The sequence below is a fragment of the Allobosea sp. P2_B12 genome (assembly GCF_056404835.1).
In genome coordinates, this window is record NZ_JBFUDG010000001.1 from 889,818 (window position 1) to 910,397 (window position 20,580).

Here is a 20,580-nt window from a genome sequence, read left to right on the forward strand (position 1 = left end):
ATCAGTGCCGCGCGCCAACCGGATCCGTTCAGGACTCCGGCTGTACGGGAGTTGTTCGAAATCGTGTCTACCGCTGCCAGTGACGCCAGGATCGTACCCCGCGCCGAGGATACGCCGCGCCGCGTCTCCGGCTGGCTCGGGGCCACTGTTGTCGTCTTCGCGCTCGTCTCGGGGCTCGTCACCTTCCTCGTCCTGTCGGGGGTCACGCCCGTCGCCCCGGTCCACGAGGTCGTCGTCGGCGTCTTCGTCCTCAACGCCTTCCTGATTCTGCTGCTGCTGGTCGTCGTCGCCTTCGAGGCGGCCGTGCTGATCCGCGCGCGCCGGGCGGGTGCCGCGGCTGCCGGGCTGCATGTGCGCATCGTCAGCCTGTTCAGCATTATCGCGGCGCTGCCGGCCGTGCTGGTCGCGGTGATCGCCACCGTCACCATCGAGCGCGGTCTTGAACCGTGGTTCTCGGACCGGATGCGCGATGCGATCTTCCGCTCCGTCGACGTGGCCGATGCCTATGCGGGGTCGCAGTGCAAATCGCTCGGCCGCGAAATCCGCCTGCTCGCCGACGACCTCTCGCGGGCGAAGCCCGCCTATGACGTCGACCGGAAATGGTTCGACACCTTCCTCACCTCGCGGGCGACCGCGCTCGGCGTTCCGGTCGTCGCGATCATGCAGTCGCCGGACAAGGTGCTGGCGCGGGCCAATATCGACGTGCTGCGCGGCGCACCGAAGCCCGATGCGGCTGCGTTCGAGGACGCCCAGTCGGCCCCCGAGCCCATCTGCGTCATTCCTTCGAGCGGCCGCATCTTCGGCGCGCTCGTCAAGCTGCCGGCCTATGACAACGCCTTCCTGCACATTGCACGCGAGGTCGACCCGCTGGCGGTCGAGTTCCCGGCCGTGGCGCGAGCGGCGGCGGCGGAATACCTCTCGATCGATGCGCGCCGCAAGGGCGTGCAGATTGCCTTCGCCTCGATGTACGGGCTGATCGCGGTGATCCTGCTGCTGTCTGCGATCTGGCTGGGCCTGAGTTTCGCCAACGGCCTCGTCGCCCCGATCCGGCGGATGATCCACGCCACCGACCAGGTCTCCAGCGGCAATTTCTATGTCCAGGTGCCGATCCGAAGATCCGAGGGCGACCTCGCTCATCTCGGCGAAACCTTCAACAAGATGACAGCCGAACTGCGCCGGCAGCGCGACGGGCTGGTCACGGCCAGCGAGGTCATCGACCGCAGGCGGCGCTTCACCGAAACCGTCTTGTCGGGCGTCTCCTCGGGCGTGCTCAGCCTGGACGTTGACGGCCACATCACGATCATCAACCGCTCTGCCGAAAGCCTGCTGGGCACCGGTGGGCGGCTGCTCGGCGAATCGATTTCGCTGGTCGCGCCCGAGATTGCGGCCTTCGTCGCCGAAGCGCTGCAGGGGCGCCAGCGCCAGAGCGCCGGCCAGATCGCGATCACGCGCGGTGGCCGCGACCGAATGGTCAATGTCCGGGCGGTGCGCGAAGGCGAGGGCACCGGTGCCGGCCTCGTGGTCACGCTCGACGACATCACTGACCTCGTCCTGGCCCAGCGCACCGCGGCCTGGGCCGATGTCGCGCGCCGCATCGCCCATGAGATCAAGAACCCGCTGACCCCGATCCAGCTCTCGGCCGAGCGCATCCGGCGCAAATTCGGCAAGGTCATCGTCGAGGACAAGGAGGTCTTCGACCAGTGCACGGCAACGATCGTGCGTCAGGTCGAGGATATCCGCCGCATGGTCGACGAGTTCTCGTCCTTCGCGCGGATGCCGAAGCCCTCTCTGATGCGTGACGACATCGCCGAGACGGTGCGCCAGATCGTCTTCCTGATGCGCGTCGGCAATCCGGAACTGACGATCACGGAAAACCTGCCGGACGGATCCGTGCTCGCCCAGTTCGACCGGCGGCTGATCTCGCAGGCGCTGACAAACGTGATCAAGAATGCGACCGAGGCGATCGAGGCCGTGCCGATGGACCAACGCGGTCCCGGCCGGATCGACGTCGTCTTCGAGCGGCGCGAGGATGGCCGGATCGTCATCGACATCGTCGATAACGGCAAGGGGCTGCCCGCCGACCAGCGCCAGAAGCTGCTGGAGCCCTACATCACCACGCGCGAGGGCGGCACCGGCCTGGGCCTCGCCATCGTCGGCAAGATCCTCGAGGACCATGGCGGCGGCATCGAACTGCTGGACCGGCCCGATGCCACCGAGGGCCTGCGCGGCGCCCGCGTCAGGCTTTGGTTCCCCGAGACCGGGCCGGCCCCCGATGAGAACCCCGACGGCAACCGTGGCGACCAAGGATCGGCTCGTGCGGCGGCGCGGGAAACGCAGGATGGGATACAAGTATGAGCGCTGACATTCTGGTCGTGGACGACGAGACCGATATCCGCGAGCTGGTGGCTGGCCTGCTCGAGGACGAGGGCTATCGCACGCGCAAGGCAGGCTCCGCCGACGAGGCGCTGGCGGCTATCGCCGCGCGGCGTCCGAACCTCGTCTTTCTCGACATCTGGCTCCAGGGCAGCCGCCTCGACGGCCTGCAGGTGCTCGAACTGATCAAGCAGGGCCATCCTGATCTCGCGGTGGTGATGATCTCCGGGCATGGCAACATCGAGACCGCAGTCTCGGCGATCAAAAGCGGCGCCTACGACTTCATCGAGAAGCCCTTCAAGGCCGACCGGCTCGTGCTCGTCGCCGAGCGGGCTCTGGAGGCGTCGCGTCTGCGGCGCGAGGTCCGCGAGCTCAAGAAGGGCTCGACCCAGGCCAGCCGCATTGTCGGACGCTCGACCGTGGTCAACCAGCTCCGCCAGACGATCGAGCGCGTCGCGCCGACCAATGCGCGCGTGCTGATCACCGGCGAGCCGGGCTGCGGCAAGGAACTCGCCGCGCGCACGCTGCACGAAGCCTCGACGCGCTCCTCTGGCCCCTTCGTCGTGATCAACGCCGCGACGATCACGCCCGAGACGATGGAGGAGGAACTCTTCGGCGTCGAGGCAGGCGAGGGCCGTTCGCGCCGCGTCGGTGCGCTTGAGGAGGCCCATGGCGGCTCGCTCTATATCGACGAGATCGGCGACATGCCGCGCGAGACGCAAAGCCGCATCCTGCGCGTGCTGGTCGACCAGAACTTCCAGCGCGTCGGCGGCGCGACCCGCGTCCATGTCGATGTCCGCATCGTCTCCTCGACCAGCCGCGACCTCGCGCAGCTCATCGCCGACGGCCGCTTCCGCGAGGACCTCTATCACCGCCTCTCGGTCGTGCCGGTCAAGGTGCCGGCCCTGTCGGAGCGGCGGGAGGACGTGCCGGAGCTGATCGAGTTCTTCATGGACCAGATATCGGTCGCGTCGGGCCTGCCCAAGCGCCGGATCGGATCGGATGCGATGGCCGTGCTGCAATCGCATGAATGGCCGGGCAACGTCCGCGAGTTGCGCAACAATGTCGAGCGGCTGATGATCCTGACCAAGGGCGATCCCACCGCCGACATCACGGTCGAGATGCTGCCGGCCGAGGTCGGCGCGATGGTGCCGACCACGCCATCGGGCTCCGGCGGCGAGCGGTTGATGAGCCTGCCGCTGCGCGATGCCCGCGAGATCTTCGAACGCGAATACCTGATCGCGCAGATCGCCCGCTTCTCCGGCAATATCTCGCGCACGGCCGAGTTCATCGGCATGGAGCGCTCGGCGCTGCACAGGAAGCTGAAATCGCTCGGCGTCGGCTGAGGCGGCAGGCGCGTCCTGCATGCCGGCCTGCGCGCGACGCAGGCCGATCGCCGCGATGCAAGGCAATGTTGCACTTGCGTTGTCGGCTGACTCGACGATCTAATGAGATGTCGGTGTCCCGAAGCGGCAGGCACTCGCCTGCGCTGCGAACGGGACGAAATGGATCGTGGGCCTGAACCCGATGAGCGATCCCAACAACAGGGGCTACCCATGGCCGCAGAGCGGGCACAAAATTTACAGGACACGTTCCTCAACTATGTACGCAAGCAGAAGATTCCGCTGACGATCTTCCTCGTCAATGGCGTGAAGCTGCAGGGCGTCGTCACCTGGTTCGATAATTTCTGCGTCCTGCTGCGGCGCGACGGGCATTCCCAGCTCGTCTACAAGCATGCCATCTCGACGATCATGCCCGGCCATCCGGTGCAGCTGTTCGAGCCCGAGGAACAGGACAAGGTCTGATCCCGATGGGCGCCCGCAGCGATGCGGACGAGGCGCGGGCGGCGGTCAAGCCGCTCGACGCCATCGAGCGCGAGATCGCCGCCAACACCCGCGCCTATGTCATCGGGCCCTATCAGCATCGCCGTGGCGCGGCGGACGCCAACCAGCGTTCCTTCGCGGCCCGGCTCGACGAAGCCGTAGGCCTCGCGGCTGCGATCGATCTCACCGTCGTCGAGCCGATTCAGGTCATGCTGACGGCGCTTCGGCCCGCGACCTATCTCGGCAAGGGCAAGGTCGAGGAAATCGCCGAGCGCATCAAGATCGAGGAAATCGGCCTCATCGTGATGGACTGCGCGCTCTCGCCGGTCCAGCAGCGCAATCTCGAAAAGGCCTTCGGCTGCAAGGTCATCGACCGCACCGGCCTGATTCTCGAAATCTTCGGCCGCCGGGCGCGCACCAAGGAAGGCGCGCTCCAGGTCGAGCTCGCCCATCTGAACTATCAGAAAAGCCGGCTGGTGCGGTCCTGGACCCATCTTGAACGCCAGCGTGGCGGCTTCGGCTTCCTCGGCGGCCCCGGCGAAACCCAGATCGAGGCCGACCGTCGCATCATCCAGGAGCGCATGACCAAGATCGAGCGCGATCTGGAGGCGGTCAAGCGCACGCGCGGCCTGCATCGCGCCAGCCGGAAACGCGTGCCTTATCCGGTGGTTGCGTTGGTCGGCTACACCAATGCCGGCAAGTCGACCCTGTTCAACCGCCTGACCTCGGCCGAGGTGCTGGCGCAGGACATGCTGTTTGCCACGCTCGACCCGACCGCGCGCGCGCTCAAGCTGCCGCATGGCGCCAGGATCATGCTGTCGGATACGGTCGGTTTCATCTCCGACCTGCCGACCCAGCTCGTCGCGGCCTTCAGGGCCACGCTCGAGGATGCGATCGAGGCCGACGTGCTGCTGCACGTCCGCGACGTCGCGCATGAGGACACGCAGGCTCAGGCCGCCGATGTGCAGGGCATCCTGCGCGATCTCGGCATCGATCCCGACGATGGCCAGCGCGTCGTCGAGGTCTGGAACAAGTCCGATTTGCTGGCGCCGGAGGAGCGCGAGCGCCAGCTCGGCGTCGCCGGGCTGAAGTCGGAGGTCTCGCGGCCCGTCCTCGTCTCGGCGCTGACAGGGGACGGGATCGGCCGCCTGACCGATGCGATCGAAACCCGCATCGCCCGCAGCCGGCCGGTCTATCGCCTGGCGCTGGCGCCCGGCGACGGCAAGTCGCTGGCCTGGCTTCATGCCAATGGCGAGATCCTTGAACGCAAGGACGCGGAGGACGGCGCCCTGTCCCTGCGCGTGCGGCTGCCGCCGGAGCGGGAAGGGGCGTTTGGCGTGCGCTTCCCGGAAGCGCAGCTGGACTAGACGGCCGGCGGAGTAGGCCCCTAAGCGGCCTCGCTGGACTCGGCTTGCTGCAGGGTCTTGAGCACGGACACGCTTACGCCCTCCCGTTCCAGCGCGGCACGGCCGCCCATGCCGTCGAGCTCGAAGACGAACAAAGCTGCGCTGCACCGGGCACCGAGCCGGCGCACCAGTTGGACGGCGGCCAGCGCCGTCCCTCCGGTCATCAGGCAGTCGTCGATAATCGCGACGCAGCGCCCGGCGAGCGGGTTCGCCTTCGATATCGCGACGCCATCGCCGAGTTCGTAATTGTGCATGATGCTGCGGATCACATCGGCCCTGATCGATCCGACCTTGCGGATATCGAGCAGGCCGATGGCGTTGCGATAGGCGAGCGCTCCGGCGAACCCCAGCCCGCCGACATCGATCCCACCGACGATCTCGGTCTCCGCCGGCAGCCGCTGCGCCAGCGCATCGACAACGAGCCGGGTGGTCGCTCCACAGCTTGCGAACGGGGAGGTGTCGGGGAAATCCACGCCTTTCGCCGGATGGTTTTTCCAGCGGCGATACCTGACCGGAAAGGGCGGCGCGTCGGTCGAGGTGACGATGCTGACGCATTCCATGATTCGCAGGTCCGTCTCGCCCGTTTCGACAGCCTTTTCATGCCTGCTCGACATGGCCGTGACAAATGCGCCTTTCCTGATCCCGTCCAAATCGCCGGGCACGACAGCGTTACGTCGGCCGAGATCACGACCTCCTGCGTCCTGCGGCACTCTGCCGCCCGACACTTCCCCGGCCCGCCGCCTTGACATGCGGGGCCGCTTGGAAGAGGCGTATCTACGCGCATCATGTTGATCGCAAAGGCTTTTTTTAATTATTCCAAGGAGAAGGCGGTGTCGTCCTTCAAGTTGCCGCGCCAGACCGGAGCCATGCTCTGGATGCTCCTGTTCAGTTCTGCGGCGGTCGCCTTGGTCTGTCTGGCCGCAAGCCTGGCGCCCGCATCGGCCCAGCAACCTCAGCCACCCGCGTCATCTCCAGCGCCTATCGCGACGCCGTCTTCGCCGGTCGCGCCGTCTTCCCCCACCATGGCCCTTCCTCCGGCCCCGCCGCAGTTCGGGATCGCGCCGCCGACGGCAGCCCATCCGGCGGCTGCTCCAATCGGCGCGCCGCCAGCCAGCGTCGCTGCACCTGTCGCCTTGCCGGTCCTGCCGCATGATCTGTCGCCCTGGGGCATGTTCATGGCGGCCGACATCGTCGTGAAGGGCGTGATGGTGGGCCTGGCCTTCGCCTCGCTGGTGACCTGGACGATCTGGCTCGCCAAGGCGCTCGAGCTCGCCACCGCCAAGGCCGGCGCCGGTCGCGCCCTGCGCAAGCTCCAATCCGCTGCAACCCTGGCCGAGGCCGCCGGATCGATCGCCGGCAAGGGCGGCCAGATGCGCGGCGCCGTCGGCGCGCTTCTTGGTGCGGCGCTGACAGAGACGAAACGCTCGTCGGATCTCGGCGAGGACGGCATCAAGGAACGCGTCGCGATCGCGTTGTCGCGGATCGAAGCGCGGGCAGGGCGCTTGATGGCGCGCGGCACCGGCCTTCTCGCCACGATCGGCTCGACCGCCCCCTTCGTCGGCTTGTTCGGCACGGTCTGGGGCATCATGAATTCGTTTATCGGTATCAGCCAGGCCAAGACGACCAATCTCGCCGTGGTGGCGCCGGGCATCGCCGAGGCGCTGCTGGCCACCGCGATCGGCCTCGTCGCGGCGATCCCTGCCGTGATCATCTACAACGTCTTCGCCCGCGCCATCACCGGCTACCGCGCCACGCTGGCCGATGCCTCGGGAGAGATCCTGCAGCACCTCTCGCGCGATCTCGAGCGCCAGCGCCGCCAGCCCGTTGCGGCGGCAGCGCCGGCTCGCGCGAGCCTGCATGCGGTGCAGCCGGCGCCCCAGGCGGCTGCCATCCTCCCGCGCGTACATGCGGAGTGAGCCATGGCCGTTTCGCTCAAGGAATCGCAGGATGGCGACCTCGGTGAGGTTGCCGATATCAACGTCACGCCCTTCATCGACGTGATCCTGGTGCTGCTGATCATCTTCATGGTCGCAGCCCCGCTCTCTACCGTCGATGTTGCAGTCGATCTCCCGGTCTCGAATGCGCAGCCGCAGCCACGCCCGGATGCGCCGATCTTCCTGACCGTGAAGGGCGACCTCTCGCTGGCGCTGGGCAATGACGGCGTGGCGCGCGAGGCGCTCGGGCCGACGCTCGACGCCCGGACCAGCAACGACCGCGAGCAGCGCGTCTTCCTGCGCGCCGACGGCGCTGTCGCCTATCGCGAATTGATGGAGGTGATGAACCTGCTCAGGCAGGCGGGTTATCTGAAGATCGGCCTGGTCGGGCTCGAGGACACCGGGCAGGGCGCGGCCCAGGCCGCGCCTGCTGGTGGAGCGGCGAAGCCATGAGCGCGTTCGGGAGCCTCGCTCATCGCTCGAACTCGCTGGGCTCCCGGTTGTGGCCGTCGGTCTTGCGATGGGCTCTGGCGATGGTCGTCGTCGCCGGCGCGCATGGTGCGGCCGGCTGGATGATCGTGAGCTGGCAGCGCGCCGAGGCGGCCATGGGCACGCCGCCAGCCGCGGTGATGATTGAGCTCGCTCCGCTTGCCGTCGCGCCCGAGGCGCCGCCGCAGGAGGTCGCGCCCGGTTCGCAGATGGAAGAGGCCCAGCCCGAGCCGCAGCCGGAACCCGTCGTCGAAAAGCCGCCGGAGCCCGAGCCGCTGCCGCGCGAGCCGGTTGTCGAGCCCCCGCCGGTCGAGCCCCCGCCGGTCGTGGAACCGCAGCCCGTCGTGCAGCCGGAACCCGAGATCAAGATTCCGGAATTGCCCACGCTGCCTGACGCTGCCGCGGTGCTGGCGCCGCCGCCCGCGCCCAAGCCGCGTCCCAAGGTCGTCGAGCGCAAGCCGCCGCCCAAGAGGCAAGTGGTTGAGCGCCGCAAGCCGATCAACCAGGACAAGCCGCCGGCCGAGCGCACGACCGCGTCCACGGCACAGGCTGAGACTGCACCGAGCGCGGCCGCCCCTTCGCAGGGTGCCTCATCCGCCCCGTCCGTCTCGCCGGCGAGTTGGCGTGGTACGCTGCTGGCGCATCTCAACCGCTACAAGCGCTTCCCCGGCGGGGCCAGCCCCGGCACGGTGCAGGTGGCCTTCAGCATCGACCGCTCGGGACGCGTGCTCTCGGCCCGCCTCGTCAGCGGCTCCGGCGATGCGGCGCTCGACGAGGAGGCGGTGGCGATGGTGCGCCGCGCCAGCCCGGTTCCGGCGCCACCGACCGGATTGGGCGGCAGCACCGTCATGCTGGCCGTTCCGGTCAAGTTCTCGCGCTGAGCAGCGAACTGGGATGCCGGTGCCCGGCCAATCGATCTCTACCGCGCCGCCGAGCAGCGTTTGCGCGTCGACGCCGCCTTTGGCGGAACGCCGTGGTTTCAGGACCGCCGCTGACAAGCAGGACACGCCGACGGCCCAGACGCACCCGGAAAGAAAAAAGGGCCGCGCGTGAGCGCAGCCCAAGTCTAGGGAGGAAACGCCCAAGGAGGGCGACGCAGCATCGCTGCTGCGGTGCGTGAGACATAGGTGCGGGGAGCCCGGCTCGCAAGCGCAAAAGGGCAGCATCATTGTCCTATTTTTTGAGCATGCGCTGCCAGAGGCGCTGTCTCGCGCGACTTGTGCGGATTTCAGCCGCTGCCCACCTGCTGAAACCGCCTCGGGGCAGTCCCGGCCCGTGCCGCTTTTTAGGCGTTGACACGCAGTTTGGGCCTATTCAAATTCATAGGCATACAAATGAATTTGCCGGCTGACGCAAGGTTGACGGCATGCGACATCTGTCCGAGAGCCAATCTGTCCAAGAAACCCGGGGCATCCGCCACCGGGCCAGACATGGGGAACAGCGATGACGATCGACCGTCGGAGTTTTCTGGCCGGCGCCTCCGCCGGAGCCACCATCATCGCGGCCCCGTCTCTGGTGCGGGCGCAGGGGGCAGGGCCCATCAAGGTGGGCGAGATCAACAGCTACACCGCCCAGCCGGCCTTCCTGAAGCCCTATCGCCAGGGCTGGGAGCTGGCGCTGGAGCAGATCAATGCCGGCGGCGGCGTGCTCGGCCGCAAGATCGAGACGATCTTCCGTGACGATGCCGGCAAGCCCGAGGACGCGGTGCGCCATGCCGGCGACCTGATCAACGCCGAGAAGGTCGATCTGCTCTCGGGCGGATTCCTCTCCAATGTCGGCCTCGCCATTGCCGATTTCGCCTTGCAGAACAAGAAGCTCTATGTGGCCTCCGAGCCGCTGTCGGACGCCGTCGTCTGGGCCAAGGGCAATCGCTACACCTTCCGCCTGCGGCCCTCGACCTACATGCAGGCCGCGATGCTGGTCGAAGAGGCCGCCAAGCTCTCCGCCAAGAAATGGGCGATCGTCGCGCCGAACTACGAATACGGCCAGTCCGCGGTGAAATGGTTCAAGGACCTGCTCAAGAAGGCCAAGCCCGATGTCGAGTTCGTCGCCGAGCAGTTCCCGGCGCTCGGCCGCATCGATGCTGGTGCCACCGTGCAGGCGCTGGAAGCCTCCAAGCCCGACGCGATCTTCAACGTCACCTTCGGCGGCGACCTGACCAATTTCGTCCGCCAGGGCAACACGCGCGGGCTTTTCGAAGGCAGAACGGTGGTCTCGATGTTGACCGGCGAACCGGAATATCTCGATCCGCTCGGCGCGGAGGCCCCGGTCGGCTGGATCGTCACCGGCTACCCCCATGCAGACCTGAAGACACCCGAGCACACCAAGTTCTACGAGGCCTATAAGGCCAAGTTCAGCGACTATCCGCGGCTGGGCTCGATCGTCGGCTTCGACACGATGAACTCGATCGCCGCCGCGCTGACAAAGGCCGGCTCGACCGATACCGAGAAGCTCGTCGATGCGCTGAAAGGCCTGAAGTTCGCCTCCGCCTTCGGCGCCGCCGAATACCGCGCCGTCGACCACCAGTCGACGCTCGGCGCCTTCGTCGGCAAGACCGCGCTCAAGGACGGCAAGGGCGTGATGGTCGACTGGAGCTATCGCGACGGCGCGAAATACCTGCCGAGCGACGCCGAGGTGAAGCTGCTGCGCCCGGCGGGTTAGCAGGAGTTCAGACTATCCGGCTCATGAACCTCCGTCATCCCGGACAAGCGGTGAAGCCGCGCCGATCCGGGATGCATCGGAGGGCTCCGAGCTCTACGATGGATCCCGGGTCTGCGCTGCGCTTGCCCGGGATGACGGCAGAGCTTTGGCCCAAGGCATCGTCAGCATGATCGACCTCATCCTCAACCAGACGCTGAACGGCCTGGCCTCGGCCTCGTCGCTGTTCCTCGTCGCGTCGGGCCTGTCGATCATCTTCGGCGTGACGCGGATCGTGAACTTCGCCCATGGCTCGCTCTACATGCTCGGCGCCTATCTGGCCTGGACGCTGGTCGGGCGCTTCGGGCCGACTGATGCGCTCGGCTTCTGGGGCGGAGTGCTGCTGGCGGCGGTGCTGACCGGGCTCATCGGCGTGGTGATCGAGGTGCTGATCCTCAGGCGGATCTACCAGGCGCCGGAACTGTTCCAGTTACTCGCGACCTTCGGCGTCGTGCTGATGCTGCAGGATGTCGCGCTCGGCCTCTGGGGCGCCGAGGACAAGATCGGGCCGCGCGCGCCGGGCTTCAAGAGCTTCGTCATCCTCTTCGGCAACCGCTTCCCGACCTATGAACTGTTCCTGATCGCGGTCGGGCCGCTCGTGCTCTTGATCCTCTGGCTGCTGTTCCAGAAGACGCGCTGGGGCACCCTCGTGCGGGCCGCGACGCAGGATCGCGAGATGGTCGGCGCGCTCGGCGTCAACCAGCGCCTGCTCTTCACCTCGGTCTTCGCCTTCGGCTCGATGCTGGCGGGACTGGGCGGCGCGCTGCAGTTGCCGCGCGAGGCCGTGACGCTGCACATGGATCTGTCGATGATCTCGGAGGCCTTCGTCGTCGTGGTCGTCGGCGGGCTCGGCAGCGTCACCGGCGCCTATCTCGCCGCCGTGCTGATCGGCATCCTGCACGCCTTCGGCATCCTGATCTTTCCAAAGATCACGCTTGTCCTGGTCTTCCTCGTCATGGCGGTGGTGCTGGTGGTGAAGCCCTATGGCCTGATGGGCAAGGCTCCGGTCGGCCATCAACGCGCCCATGGTCCTGCCGAGCCGCTGCTGCTGCCGGCCGATGGCCTGACCAAGCTTGCCGGGCTGATCGGGCTGATCATCCTCGCGCTCGCGCCGCTGGTGGCACCCGATCACATCCTGCTGACGCTGACCGAACTCGTCATCTTCGCGCTCTTTGCCGCAAGCCTGCACTTCATGATGGGGCCGGGCGGCATGGCCTCCTTCGGTCACGCTGCCTATTTCGGGCTGGGCGCCTATGGCGCGGCGCTCGCGGTCAAATGGCTCGGTGCACCGATGGAGCCGGCGCTGCTGCTCGCGCCCTTCCTGGCGGGCATCGCCGGCGTGGTCTTCGGCTGGTTCTGCGTGCGGCTGTCGGGCGTCTATCTGGCCATGCTGACGCTTGCGTTTGCACAGATCGCCTGGGCCACGGCTTTCCAGTCGGTCGATCTCACCGGCGGTGACAACGGCATCCTCGGTGTCTGGCCCTCAGCCTGGGCCGTCTCGAAGCCGGCTTATTACTACCTGACGCTGGCGGTCTGCGCGGCCTCGATCGTGGCGCTGCGGCTGACGATCTTCTCGCCCTTCGGTTATGGCCTGCGCGCCGCGCGCGACAACCCGCTGCGGGCCGAGGCGATCGGGCTCGACGTCGTTCGCATCCAGTGGGTCGCGTTTGCGGTCGCGGCGTTTTGCGCCGGCATTGCGGGCGGGCTCTTCGCCTTCTTCAAGGGCTCGGTCTTCCCGACCTATATGGCGATCCCGCGCTCGGTCGATGCGCTGCTGATGGTGCTGCTCGGCGGCGTCCAGACCGTCTCGGGCCCAATCATCGGCGCTTTCGCCTATGCCGGGCTCAGCGAGCAGTTGATGAAGCTGACGATGTACTGGCGCTTCGTGCTGGGGCTTTCGATCGTGCTGCTCGTCGTGCTCTTCCCGCGCGGGCTTGTCGGGGCCGGGCTGGCCTTGCGCGAACGCTGGCGAAAGGAGCCGGAACCGGCCGCTACGCTGGTCGAGGCACGTCCATGACCGCGGTCTCGCCAGCACAGATCGCGAGCGCAGTGGCCGCGAGCGAGCCCGTCCTCGTCGTGCGCGATCTCGCCAAATCCTTCGGCGGTGTCCGTGCTGTCGACGGCGTTTCATTCTCGGTTCTGCCCGGCACCATGCTGGCGCTGATCGGCCCCAACGGCGCCGGCAAGACCACCTGCTTCAATATGCTCAACGGCCAGCTCAGGCCCGATGGCGGGCAGGTGCTGCTGGCGGGTCGGCCGATCACCGGCATGAAGCCGCGCAATGTCTGGCGCATGGGCGTCGGCCGCACCTTCCAGATCACCGCGACCTTCACCTCGATGACGGTGCGCGAAAACGTCCAGATGGCGCTGATCTCCCATGCCGGCGAAATTTGGAGCCCCTTCGGGCGGGCGCGCGACCGCCATCGCGAGGCCGCCGACGCGCTGCTCGCCCAGGTCGGCATGGCCGCCCAGGCCGAGCGGGCCTGCGGCGTTCTGGCCTATGGCGATCTCAAGCGCGTCGAGTTGGCGGTCGCGCTCGCCAACCAGCCGAAACTCCTGCTGATGGACGAGCCCACCGCCGGCATGGCGCCGCGCGAGCGTATCGAATTGATGGCGCTGACCGCCGACATCGCCGCTGCCAAGGGCATCGCCGTGCTCTTCACCGAGCACGACATGGATGTCGTCTTTACCCATTCCGACAGCGTCATCGTGCTCGATCGCGGTCGCCTGATCGCGCATGGCACGGCCGAGGAGGTGCGCCAGGATCCCAATGTCCGCGCCGTCTATCTTGGCACCGGCGCAACGTCGGGAGGGCATTAGCGTGAGTGGCATGCTCGAGATCGCTGCGCTCGACGCCTATTACGGCCGCGCCCATATCCTGCAGGGCGTGACCTTCGCGATGAACCGCGGCGAGGTTCTGGCCCTGATGGGCCGCAACGGCGCCGGCAAGTCGACCACGATGAAGGCGATCATGGGGCTGGTGCCGCCGGCCGGCGGAACGGTCAGCTTCGAGGGGCAGCGGATCGACGGACGCGAGCCCTTCGAGATCGCGCGTCTGGGGATCGGCTATGTGCCGGAGGACCGGCGCGTCTTTTCCGAGCTCAGTGTGATGGAGAACCTCTCGGTCGCCCAGCGCCCGGCGCGCAGCGACGCGCCGCATTGGACGCCCGACCGGCTGTTTGCGCTCTTCCCCAATCTCGGCCGCATGCGCGACCGGGCGGGCGGCGCGATGTCGGGCGGCGAGCAGCAGATGCTGACCATCGCGCGCACGCTGATGGGCAATCCCAGGCTGGTGCTGCTCGACGAACCGTCGGAGGGGCTGGCGCCGGTCATCGTCGAGGAGATGGCGAAGACCATCCTGGCGCTGAAGGCCGAGGGGCTGACCGTGCTGATCTCGGAACAGAACCTGCACTTCGCCGGCAATGTCGCCGACCGCGCCGCCATCATCGAAAAGGGCGTCATCCGCTTCACCGGCACGATGGACGAGCTGAAGGGCAACGAGGCGGTCAGGTCGCAATATCTGTCGGTGTAGTTGCGCCGTCATTCTCGGGCGACGCCCTCGGGTTCGATCTTCGATCGGCCCAAGGATAAACTCCGCGCCGACCCGAGAATCTCGCTCAGAACGAAGCTCGCTTGTCCTGAGATGGTCGGGTCAAGCCCGACCATGACGCGCCGGATCGGGTGACGGCAAGGCGGCCACGACACCGCCAACGCTACGCCATTCGCCTGCCAGCGCCAGCAGCGCGCCCTCGATCAGCCCCTCGGCCAGCAGCGCCCGCGCCATCCCGAGCCCGTTCTTCAGCGCCGCGGCGATCGCCTCGGGCGAAAGCGGCCCGACATCGACCGTGACGCGCAGATCCCCGAGATCGCTGTCGGGGTCGAGCTCCTGCGCCGGCCGGCGGATGATGCCGGCATCCTTCACATCGACCGCGTTGGCGATGATCGTCGCTGCCGCGTCGGCCTCGGCCGCGCTGCGCGCCAGCACCGTGACGGCATCCGCAATGCCGAGCGAAAACGATCGGCCGCGCCAGCCCGACGTCGCGATGCCGCGCGCTGGGCTGTCCGCCTCGAGCCGAAGGAAGCCCTCCGGATAGGCTTTCGCCAGCGACGGCACGACGCCGATATCGAGGGGGTTGTCCGGCGTCAGATGCACCGCGATGTCGCCGCCATTATTGACATAGGCGCGCTCCAGCTTGGGCGAGGCCTCGACCATGGCGATCAGGATCGTGTCCGCCACCGCGCCGGCCACCGCCGCCATCGGCGTGATGTAGTGGCTGCGGAAGACCCAGCAGGCTCGGGCCATCCGCTGCGCCGTCGCTCCCCTCAGCGACGGTGGCTGGTGGTCAAGCGGCTGGCGCAGCAGGCGCAGTTCGCTGACCAGTTCGGCCAGCAGCCCTTCGAAGCGGTCCTCGGCGGCGGCATAGGCGCACGCCACCGCCCGCGGCCCGCCAAAGGCCGCGATGACGAGATCGATCGGGCCCTCCTGCAGATGCAGGCGGCGATCGGCCAGATGCGCGCGCTGATGGGTCTTCATCCCATGCCCCTTGCAGGAGCGATCATTCTAGAGCCTCGCCGGGTGACAAGGGAAAGTCGCGGCGCGCTCAGCCGGCATCGCGCCTGAGCGGCCAGGGGTTCTCCGGCGCGCCACCTTCGATCCGCGCTTGCCCGCCATGCTCCCGCAGCACCTGCTCGACCGGGACGATCTCGTCGGCATGGCCGCCCGAGGCGAGATAGAGTTCGCGCGACAGGGTGAATTCGATCGGCGCGACGATCGCCGGGGTCGGCACATAGCCGAAGGCGTTCTTCGGCATGCGCAGCACATCGACCATCACGGTGATCCCGCCGCCCGGCCAGACATAGACCGGCGCGCCGCCCATCGTCACCCGCGTCGTGCCTGACTGAACCGAGCGCGTCAGCAGCACCGGGTTCTCGGTGACACCGGCGCGAAGCGAACCGCCGGCCCCGGCGACGAAGGTGACGGTACAGAGCGAGGGCTCACAATTCTCGCCGATGCGATCGACCACCTGCCGGACCTCCGGCGGCATCTTCGCCTCAATCGGGATCAGGTCATGATCTAGCACGAAGAAGGCCGAATCTTCGCCGGTCGTGGATGTCATCAGCAGCCGCATGCCCGGCCAGGCCAGTGCGGGGTCGATCTTCTGGATGATCGCGAGCGGATCGGTGATGTCGGTGCCGCCCCAGCCCAGGCCGGGTTCGGCGACCTGGAAATAGCGGCCGGGCGTCGATTTGCGGCCGCGCACGCGGATGCCGGCGGGCTTCATGTCGAGCACGCGTCCGGCCTGATGCTCTGTCAGCACGCCGGTGATGTGGTCGTCGACGACGATGACCTCGTCGACATGGCCCTGCCATTGCTGCGCGAAGATGCCGACCGTGGCCGAGCCGCAGCCGACGCGCATCCGCGTCTCCGGCTTGCCGTCGACGATCGGGGCCTGGCCGGCCTGGACGACGACGCCATGGCCGCCATCGATGGTGAGTTCGACCGCCTCGCCATTGCTGAGCTTCAGCATCGCCTCGCAAGTGGCGTTGCCCTCCTTCTTCGAGCCGCCGGTGAGATGGCGCACGCCGCCGATGGAGAGCATCTGCGAACCGTATTCGGCCGTGGTGACATGGCCGATCTGCTCGCCATTGGCGCGCACCGCCGCCGTCTCCGGGCCGAGATGCCGGTCGGTGTCGATCTTCACCTTGACGCCGCAATAGGAGAAGATGCCCTCCGTCACCACCGTGACCGTATCGACGCCCTCATGCTGCGACGAGACGATGAACGGCGCTGGCTTGTAATCGGGATAGGTCGTGCCGGAGCCGATGCCGGTGACGAAGGTCCGGTTCCCCGGCAGGATGTCGCCGGCCCAATCCTCGGCGTTCTCCGCGAAGGGGACGACATGCTGTCCTTCGCTCACCGCCTCCGCCAGGAGCAGGACCGGGTCGGTGCGGACCAGCAGCCCGTTCTCATTGGCATAGCGCGAGCAGGCGCCGGCGCGGCCGGGCCTGATCCGGCACAGAACCGGGCAGGCATCGCAGCGCACGATGCCGTCCTGCCCCTCGGCAACGCCGAATTTGCGCGAGCGCTCGGCCAGCACATCGCTTTGCGCCGGCATGGGGTTGAGCTCGTTCACGAGCGGCCCTCCTTCTCGCGCAGCAATTCCCAAAGACGGTGCGGCAGTACGGGCACCTGGCGCGGTATCACGCCGGTCGCATGCCGGATCGCGCCGAGAATCGCCGGCGCGGTCGGCACCAGCGCCGGCTCGCCGATGCCCTTGGCGCCGGAGGGGCCCAGCGGCTCGGGGTCCTCGACCAGGATGATGTCGATCGGTGGCACGTCGCCGGCCGTCGGGATCAGGTAGTCGTGCAGGTTCTCCGTCCGGCCGGGCAGATATTCCTCCAGCAGCGCCAGCCCGATGCCCTGGGCGATGCCGCCATGGATCTGGCCCTCGACCAGCATGGGGTTGATCGCGCGGCCGACGTCATGGGCCGCGACGATGCGGTTGAGCCTGATCGTGCCGAGGTCGAGATCGACGTCGAGCGATGCGATCTGTGCGGCGAAGCCATACGTGGCATAGGGCACGCCCTGGCCCTTCTCGTCGAGCGGAACGGTCGGCGGATCGAAGCTGCCGATGCCTTCGAGCACGGTGCCGTCGGCCTTGGCGGGGAGGGTGGCGAGATCGATGCGCGCGACGACGCCGTTCTCCTCGACCGTCACGCTTGTCCCGTCGAGCGCCAGCTTCGCCGCTGGTCCGGCATTGGTCAGGCGCAGGATCTCGGCGCGAAGCGCGGCGGCCGCTGCCTCCGCGGCCCGGCCGGAGACGAAGGTCTGGCGCGAGGCCGAGGTCTTGCCGGCGTCGAAGGTGCGGAAGGTGTCGCCGATGACGAGTTCAAAGTGCTCGACGGGCACTCCCAGCGCATCCGCCGCGATCTGGGTCAGCACCGTGGTCGAGCCCTGGCCGATATCGACCGCGCCGTTCCAGAAGGTCAGACGGCCATCCCGCGACAGCGTCACCCGCATGGTCGAGGGGTTGGACATGCCGGTATTGCCGATGCCGTACCACATGCAGCCGATGCCGACGCCACGACGCGTCCGGCCCTCGCCGGCATTGAAGGCGGCGGCATCGGCCAGCAGCGCCTGCCAGTGTGGCTTCAGTTCCTCGAGGCATTCGGCGAGGCCCGCGCTGGCTTCGAGCAGTTGGCCGCAGGGTGTCGTATCGCCGGCCCGGATCGCGTTGATCAGCCGGAATTCGAGACGGTCGATCCCCGTCGCCGCCGCGAGATCGTCGAACAGCGTCTCCTGCGCGATGGCGGCCTGCGGCACGCCGAAACCACGAAACGCACCCGATGGCGGCCCATTGGTGTAGATCGCCCGCGACAGGTTGCGGACATGGGGCACCTTGTAGGGGCCGGTCGCATGCACCGGCACGCGTCCCGCGACCGTTGGCCCCCAGGAGGAATAAGCCCCGGTATCGAAATCGCCGTCCATCGCATAGGCCACGAGCCGCCCCTCAGCATCGCAGGCGGCCTTTGACTGGATCGAGGAGGGATGGCGCTTGGTCGAGGAGATCATCGATTCGATCCGCCCGAAGACGCAGCGCACCGGGCGGTCGAGCACCCAGGCTGCGACCGCCAGCATCGGCTGCAACGAGACATCGAGCTTGCCGCCGAAACCGCCACCGCAAGCCGAGGGCAGGATGCGGACGCTCTCCAGCGGCAGGCCGATGACGCGCGCGACCTCGTCGCGGTCCATATAGGGCGCTTGCGTGCAGGCGAAGACCTCGATCGTCTCGCCGACGCGCTTCGCATAGCCAGCTTCGGGCTCGATATAGGCGTGCTCGACGAAGCCGGTCTCGAAGGCGCCACTCGTGACATGGGCAGCTTCCGCAAAACCGGCCTCGACATCGCCACGCTCGACCCGGCCGCGCGTCAGCACATTGTCCGGCACGAAATCATGCAGGCTGAAGGCGGTCTCGGCCAACGCGGCCTTGCTGCCGATCATCGGGTGCAGGGGCTCCCATGCGATCGGAAATTCGTCCATCCGGACGGCCTCGACGGCCTCCTTCTCGCCGACGATGGCGAGCACGCATTCGCCGCGATAGCGCGTCTCGCCGGTCGAGAACACCGGTTGGTCCTTGAGATGCGGATAGATCCCGAAGGAGTTCTCGCCCGGCACGTCCTTTGCCGTGAAAACCCGCACCAGCCCCGGCCGCGTCGCGACGAAGGCATCGAGATCGCCCAGCGTGAAGCGGGCGCGCGGATGGGGCGAGCGCAAGGCCCGCAGCCAGAGCGCATCGTCCGGCGCCGCGTCGGCACCGTAAATCTCGGTGCCCGCGACCTTGGGCTCGCCGTCGAGACGCGCAATACGCGTGCCGATCGAGGCAACCCCCGCTCCCTCCCGCAGGGACGGGGCAAGGTGAGGTGCCGATGTCTCGCCTTCGACGAACCGATGCGCATCCCGCACCGCCTCGACGATCTTGAGATAACCGGTGCAGCGGCACAGCACGCCGCCGAGAGCATCCAGTGTCTCGCTCTCATCGGGCGTCGGATTGCGCAGCAACAGATCATAGGCCGCCATCAGCATGCCCGGCGTGCAGATGCCGCACTGGGCCGCGCCATGGGCCTGAAAGGCCCGCTGCAAGGCGGCGCCAAGCGCATGCTCGCCAAGTCCCTCGACGGTCACGACCTCGCAACCCTCGACCTGCCCGACCGGCACGAGGCAGGCGCAGGCCTGCGCCTTGTCGATCAGCACGGTGCAGGCGCCGCAATCGCCGGCATCGCAGCCGATCTTGGTTCCGGTCGCACCGAGGCCCGTCCGAAGCGCCTCGCTCAGGCGGGTGTCGGGGGCATTGCGCAGGATGACGTCGCAGCCATTCAGGCTGAAGCCGATGGCATCGTCGATAGGGGGCGCGGCGAGGGCGGAGCGACCATGGACGTTCACGCGGCGACCTCCAGCGGAGAGGCAAGCAAACCGGCAATCGCCCGGCGCACCAGCACCAGCGCAGCCTCGCGACGATAAGCGGCGCTGGCGCGGACATCGTCAATCGGTGACAGCGAGGCGAGATCGGCCGCCGACACGGTTTCGGCCAGGGCAGGCGTAGCCGGTTCGCCGACAAGCCGCGCCTCAAGGCTGGTCAGGCGCAGCGGCGCGGCCGAACAGGCCCCGAGCGCGATCTGCACCGAGGCGATCCGTCCCGCCGCGTCGGTCGCAACCACGGCTGCGACTGAGGCAATCGAGATCACCAGATAGGCCCGAGCACCGAGCTTCAGGAAGGTCGAACGCGCCTGCTCCGTATGAGGCGGGACATGGACCGCCATCAGAATCTCATCGGCGGCGAGCGCGGTGCGGCGGTTGCCAAGCACGAAGTCGGCCAGCGGCAGGCGCCGGCGCCCGCGCAGACTGGCAAGCTCGACCTGGGCATCCAGGGCCAGCAGCGGCGGCATGCCATCGGCCGCGGGAGAGGCGTTGCAGAGATTGCCGCCGACCGTGCCACGATTCTGGATCTGAACGCCGCCGACCTGACGGCTCGCCTGCTTCAGCGCCGCGAAAGCGGGCGGAAGCGCGGCGCTTGCTATAGCGCTCCAGGTTGCAGTCGCGCCGATGCGGGTGCCATGCACGTCATGGCTGATCCCGCCAAGCTCGGGTACGGCGCTGAGATCGAGCACATCGCTTCTGTGGGGTTCGAACCAGGCGGCGCGATGCGTCCGCACCGGATAGACATCGGTGCCACCGGCCAGGATCGTCAGGGCCGAAGAGCCGGTCGCGTCGGCGCGCAGCGCGAGCGCCTCGTCCAGCGTCCGGGGTCGCAGATAGCGCGTCATGGCCAGCTCCCATCCGGTGTGACGGCTTACAAAACC

At 67.8% G+C, this 20,580-nt stretch carries 16 protein-coding genes; 11 read left to right on the forward strand and 5 right to left on the reverse strand.

The annotated features are described in order from the left end of the window. Positions 1 to 63 precede the first annotated feature (63 nt). The 4 genes from AC1DYU_RS04320 (at position 64) to hflX (ending at position 5,563) form a co-directional block, all read left to right on the forward strand. On the forward strand, positions 64 to 2,355 hold the full coding sequence (locus AC1DYU_RS04320; protein ID WP_476790551.1) for a sensor histidine kinase NtrY-like: 2,292 nt from the start codon (positions 64 to 66) through the stop codon (positions 2,353 to 2,355). Further along, positions 2,352 to 3,719, forward strand: coding sequence for a nitrogen assimilation response regulator NtrX (gene ntrX / locus AC1DYU_RS04325; RefSeq protein ID WP_476790552.1), 1,368 nt, complete (start codon positions 2,352 to 2,354; stop codon positions 3,717 to 3,719). The genes AC1DYU_RS04320 and ntrX overlap by 4 nt, the downstream gene beginning before the upstream one ends. A gap of 210 nt (positions 3,720 to 3,929) precedes the next feature. Beyond that, complete coding sequence (hfq, locus tag AC1DYU_RS04330) at positions 3,930 to 4,178, forward strand: RNA chaperone Hfq (RefSeq protein ID WP_158482671.1); 249 nt, start codon at positions 3,930 to 3,932, stop codon at positions 4,176 to 4,178. Between the two features lie 5 nt (positions 4,179 to 4,183). Beyond that, positions 4,184 to 5,563, forward strand: coding sequence for a GTPase HflX (gene hflX / locus AC1DYU_RS04335; RefSeq protein WP_476790553.1), 1,380 nt, complete (start codon positions 4,184 to 4,186; stop codon positions 5,561 to 5,563). Positions 5,564 to 5,583: 20 nt separating this feature from the next. On the opposite strand, the gene AC1DYU_RS04340 is transcribed toward hflX, so the two are convergent. Next, positions 5,584 to 6,312, reverse strand: coding sequence for a phosphoribosyltransferase family protein (locus AC1DYU_RS04340; protein WP_476790554.1), 729 nt, complete (start codon positions 6,310 to 6,312; stop codon positions 5,584 to 5,586). 165 nt (positions 6,313 to 6,477) lie between these two features. On the opposite strand from AC1DYU_RS04340, the gene exbB reads away from it, so the two are divergent. From exbB to AC1DYU_RS04375, 7 genes are all read left to right on the forward strand, one after another. Continuing rightward, positions 6,478 to 7,518, forward strand: coding sequence for a tonB-system energizer ExbB (gene exbB, locus AC1DYU_RS04345; protein ID WP_476790705.1), 1,041 nt, complete (start codon positions 6,478 to 6,480; stop codon positions 7,516 to 7,518). Between the two features lie 3 nt (positions 7,519 to 7,521). Then, the gene (exbD, locus tag AC1DYU_RS04350) at positions 7,522 to 7,989 is read left to right on the forward strand and encodes a TonB system transport protein ExbD (protein ID WP_476790555.1); all 468 of its coding nucleotides are present in this window, start codon (positions 7,522 to 7,524) and stop codon (positions 7,987 to 7,989) included. Then, entirely contained in the window at positions 7,986 to 8,906 is a 921-nt protein-coding gene (locus tag AC1DYU_RS04355; protein ID WP_476790556.1) for an energy transducer TonB family protein, read from the forward strand. Before exbD ends, AC1DYU_RS04355 begins: the two co-directional genes overlap by 4 nt. 562 nt (positions 8,907 to 9,468) lie before the next feature. Beyond that, positions 9,469 to 10,686: an ABC transporter substrate-binding protein gene (locus AC1DYU_RS04360; RefSeq protein WP_476790557.1), complete on the forward strand. Its 1,218-nt coding sequence runs from the start codon at positions 9,469 to 9,471 to the stop codon at positions 10,684 to 10,686. Positions 10,687 to 10,852: 166 nt separating this feature from the next. Continuing rightward, entirely contained in the window at positions 10,853 to 12,739 is a 1,887-nt protein-coding gene (locus AC1DYU_RS04365; RefSeq protein WP_476790558.1) for an ABC transporter permease, read from the forward strand. 32 nt (positions 12,740 to 12,771) lie between these two features. Further along, positions 12,772 to 13,542: an ABC transporter ATP-binding protein gene (locus AC1DYU_RS04370; protein WP_476790706.1), complete on the forward strand. Its 771-nt coding sequence runs from the start codon at positions 12,772 to 12,774 to the stop codon at positions 13,540 to 13,542. Positions 13,543 to 13,552: 10 nt separating this feature from the next. Further along, positions 13,553 to 14,254: an ABC transporter ATP-binding protein gene (locus AC1DYU_RS04375; RefSeq protein WP_476790707.1), complete on the forward strand. Its 702-nt coding sequence runs from the start codon at positions 13,553 to 13,555 to the stop codon at positions 14,252 to 14,254. A 120-nt stretch (positions 14,255 to 14,374) separates the two neighbouring features. On the opposite strand, the gene AC1DYU_RS04380 is transcribed toward AC1DYU_RS04375, so the two are convergent. The 4 genes from AC1DYU_RS04380 to AC1DYU_RS04395 form a co-directional block, all read right to left on the reverse strand. Next, positions 14,375 to 15,256, reverse strand: a complete 882-nt coding sequence (locus AC1DYU_RS04380; protein WP_476790559.1) for a UPF0280 family protein — start codon at positions 15,254 to 15,256, stop codon at positions 14,375 to 14,377. A 67-nt stretch (positions 15,257 to 15,323) separates the two neighbouring features. Then, positions 15,324 to 16,838, reverse strand: coding sequence for a 6-hydroxynicotinate reductase (locus AC1DYU_RS04385; RefSeq protein WP_476790708.1), 1,515 nt, complete (start codon positions 16,836 to 16,838; stop codon positions 15,324 to 15,326). A 14-nt stretch (positions 16,839 to 16,852) separates the two neighbouring features. Next, a complete protein-coding gene (locus tag AC1DYU_RS04390; protein ID WP_476790560.1) occupies positions 16,853 to 19,663 on the reverse strand; it encodes a molybdopterin-dependent oxidoreductase in 2,811 nt (936 codons plus the stop codon). Next, positions 19,660 to 20,544: an FAD binding domain-containing protein gene (locus AC1DYU_RS04395; protein ID WP_476790561.1), complete on the reverse strand. Its 885-nt coding sequence runs from the start codon at positions 20,542 to 20,544 to the stop codon at positions 19,660 to 19,662. The genes AC1DYU_RS04390 and AC1DYU_RS04395 overlap by 4 nt, the downstream gene beginning before the upstream one ends. Positions 20,545 to 20,580 lie beyond the last annotated feature (36 nt).

What these genes read in the sequence shown, in the direction of transcription:
- ntrX (WP_476790552.1), top strand. Translation starts at nt 2,352, where the DNA reads ATGAGCGCTGACATTCTGGTCGTGGACGACGAGACCGATATCCGCGAG.
- hfq (WP_158482671.1), top strand. Translation starts at nt 3,930, where the DNA reads ATGGCCGCAGAGCGGGCACAAAATTTACAGGACACGTTCCTCAACTAT.
- hflX (WP_476790553.1), top strand. Translation starts at nt 4,184, where the DNA reads ATGGGCGCCCGCAGCGATGCGGACGAGGCGCGGGCGGCGGTCAAGCCG.
- exbB (WP_476790705.1), top strand. Translation starts at nt 6,478, where the DNA reads ATGCTCCTGTTCAGTTCTGCGGCGGTCGCCTTGGTCTGTCTGGCCGCA.
- exbD (WP_476790555.1), top strand. Translation starts at nt 7,522, where the DNA reads ATGGCCGTTTCGCTCAAGGAATCGCAGGATGGCGACCTCGGTGAGGTT.
- AC1DYU_RS04355 (WP_476790556.1), top strand. Translation starts at nt 7,986, where the DNA reads ATGAGCGCGTTCGGGAGCCTCGCTCATCGCTCGAACTCGCTGGGCTCC.
- AC1DYU_RS04360 (WP_476790557.1), top strand. Translation starts at nt 9,469, where the DNA reads ATGACGATCGACCGTCGGAGTTTTCTGGCCGGCGCCTCCGCCGGAGCC.
- AC1DYU_RS04365 (WP_476790558.1), top strand. Translation starts at nt 10,853, where the DNA reads ATGATCGACCTCATCCTCAACCAGACGCTGAACGGCCTGGCCTCGGCC.
- AC1DYU_RS04375 (WP_476790707.1), top strand. Translation starts at nt 13,553, where the DNA reads ATGCTCGAGATCGCTGCGCTCGACGCCTATTACGGCCGCGCCCATATC.
- AC1DYU_RS04380 (WP_476790559.1), bottom strand. Translation starts at nt 15,256, where the DNA reads ATGAAGACCCATCAGCGCGCGCATCTGGCCGATCGCCGCCTGCATCTG.
- AC1DYU_RS04385 (WP_476790708.1), bottom strand. Translation starts at nt 16,838, where the DNA reads ATGCCGGCGCAAAGCGATGTGCTGGCCGAGCGCTCGCGCAAATTCGGC.
- AC1DYU_RS04395 (WP_476790561.1), bottom strand. Translation starts at nt 20,544, where the DNA reads ATGACGCGCTATCTGCGACCCCGGACGCTGGACGAGGCGCTCGCGCTG.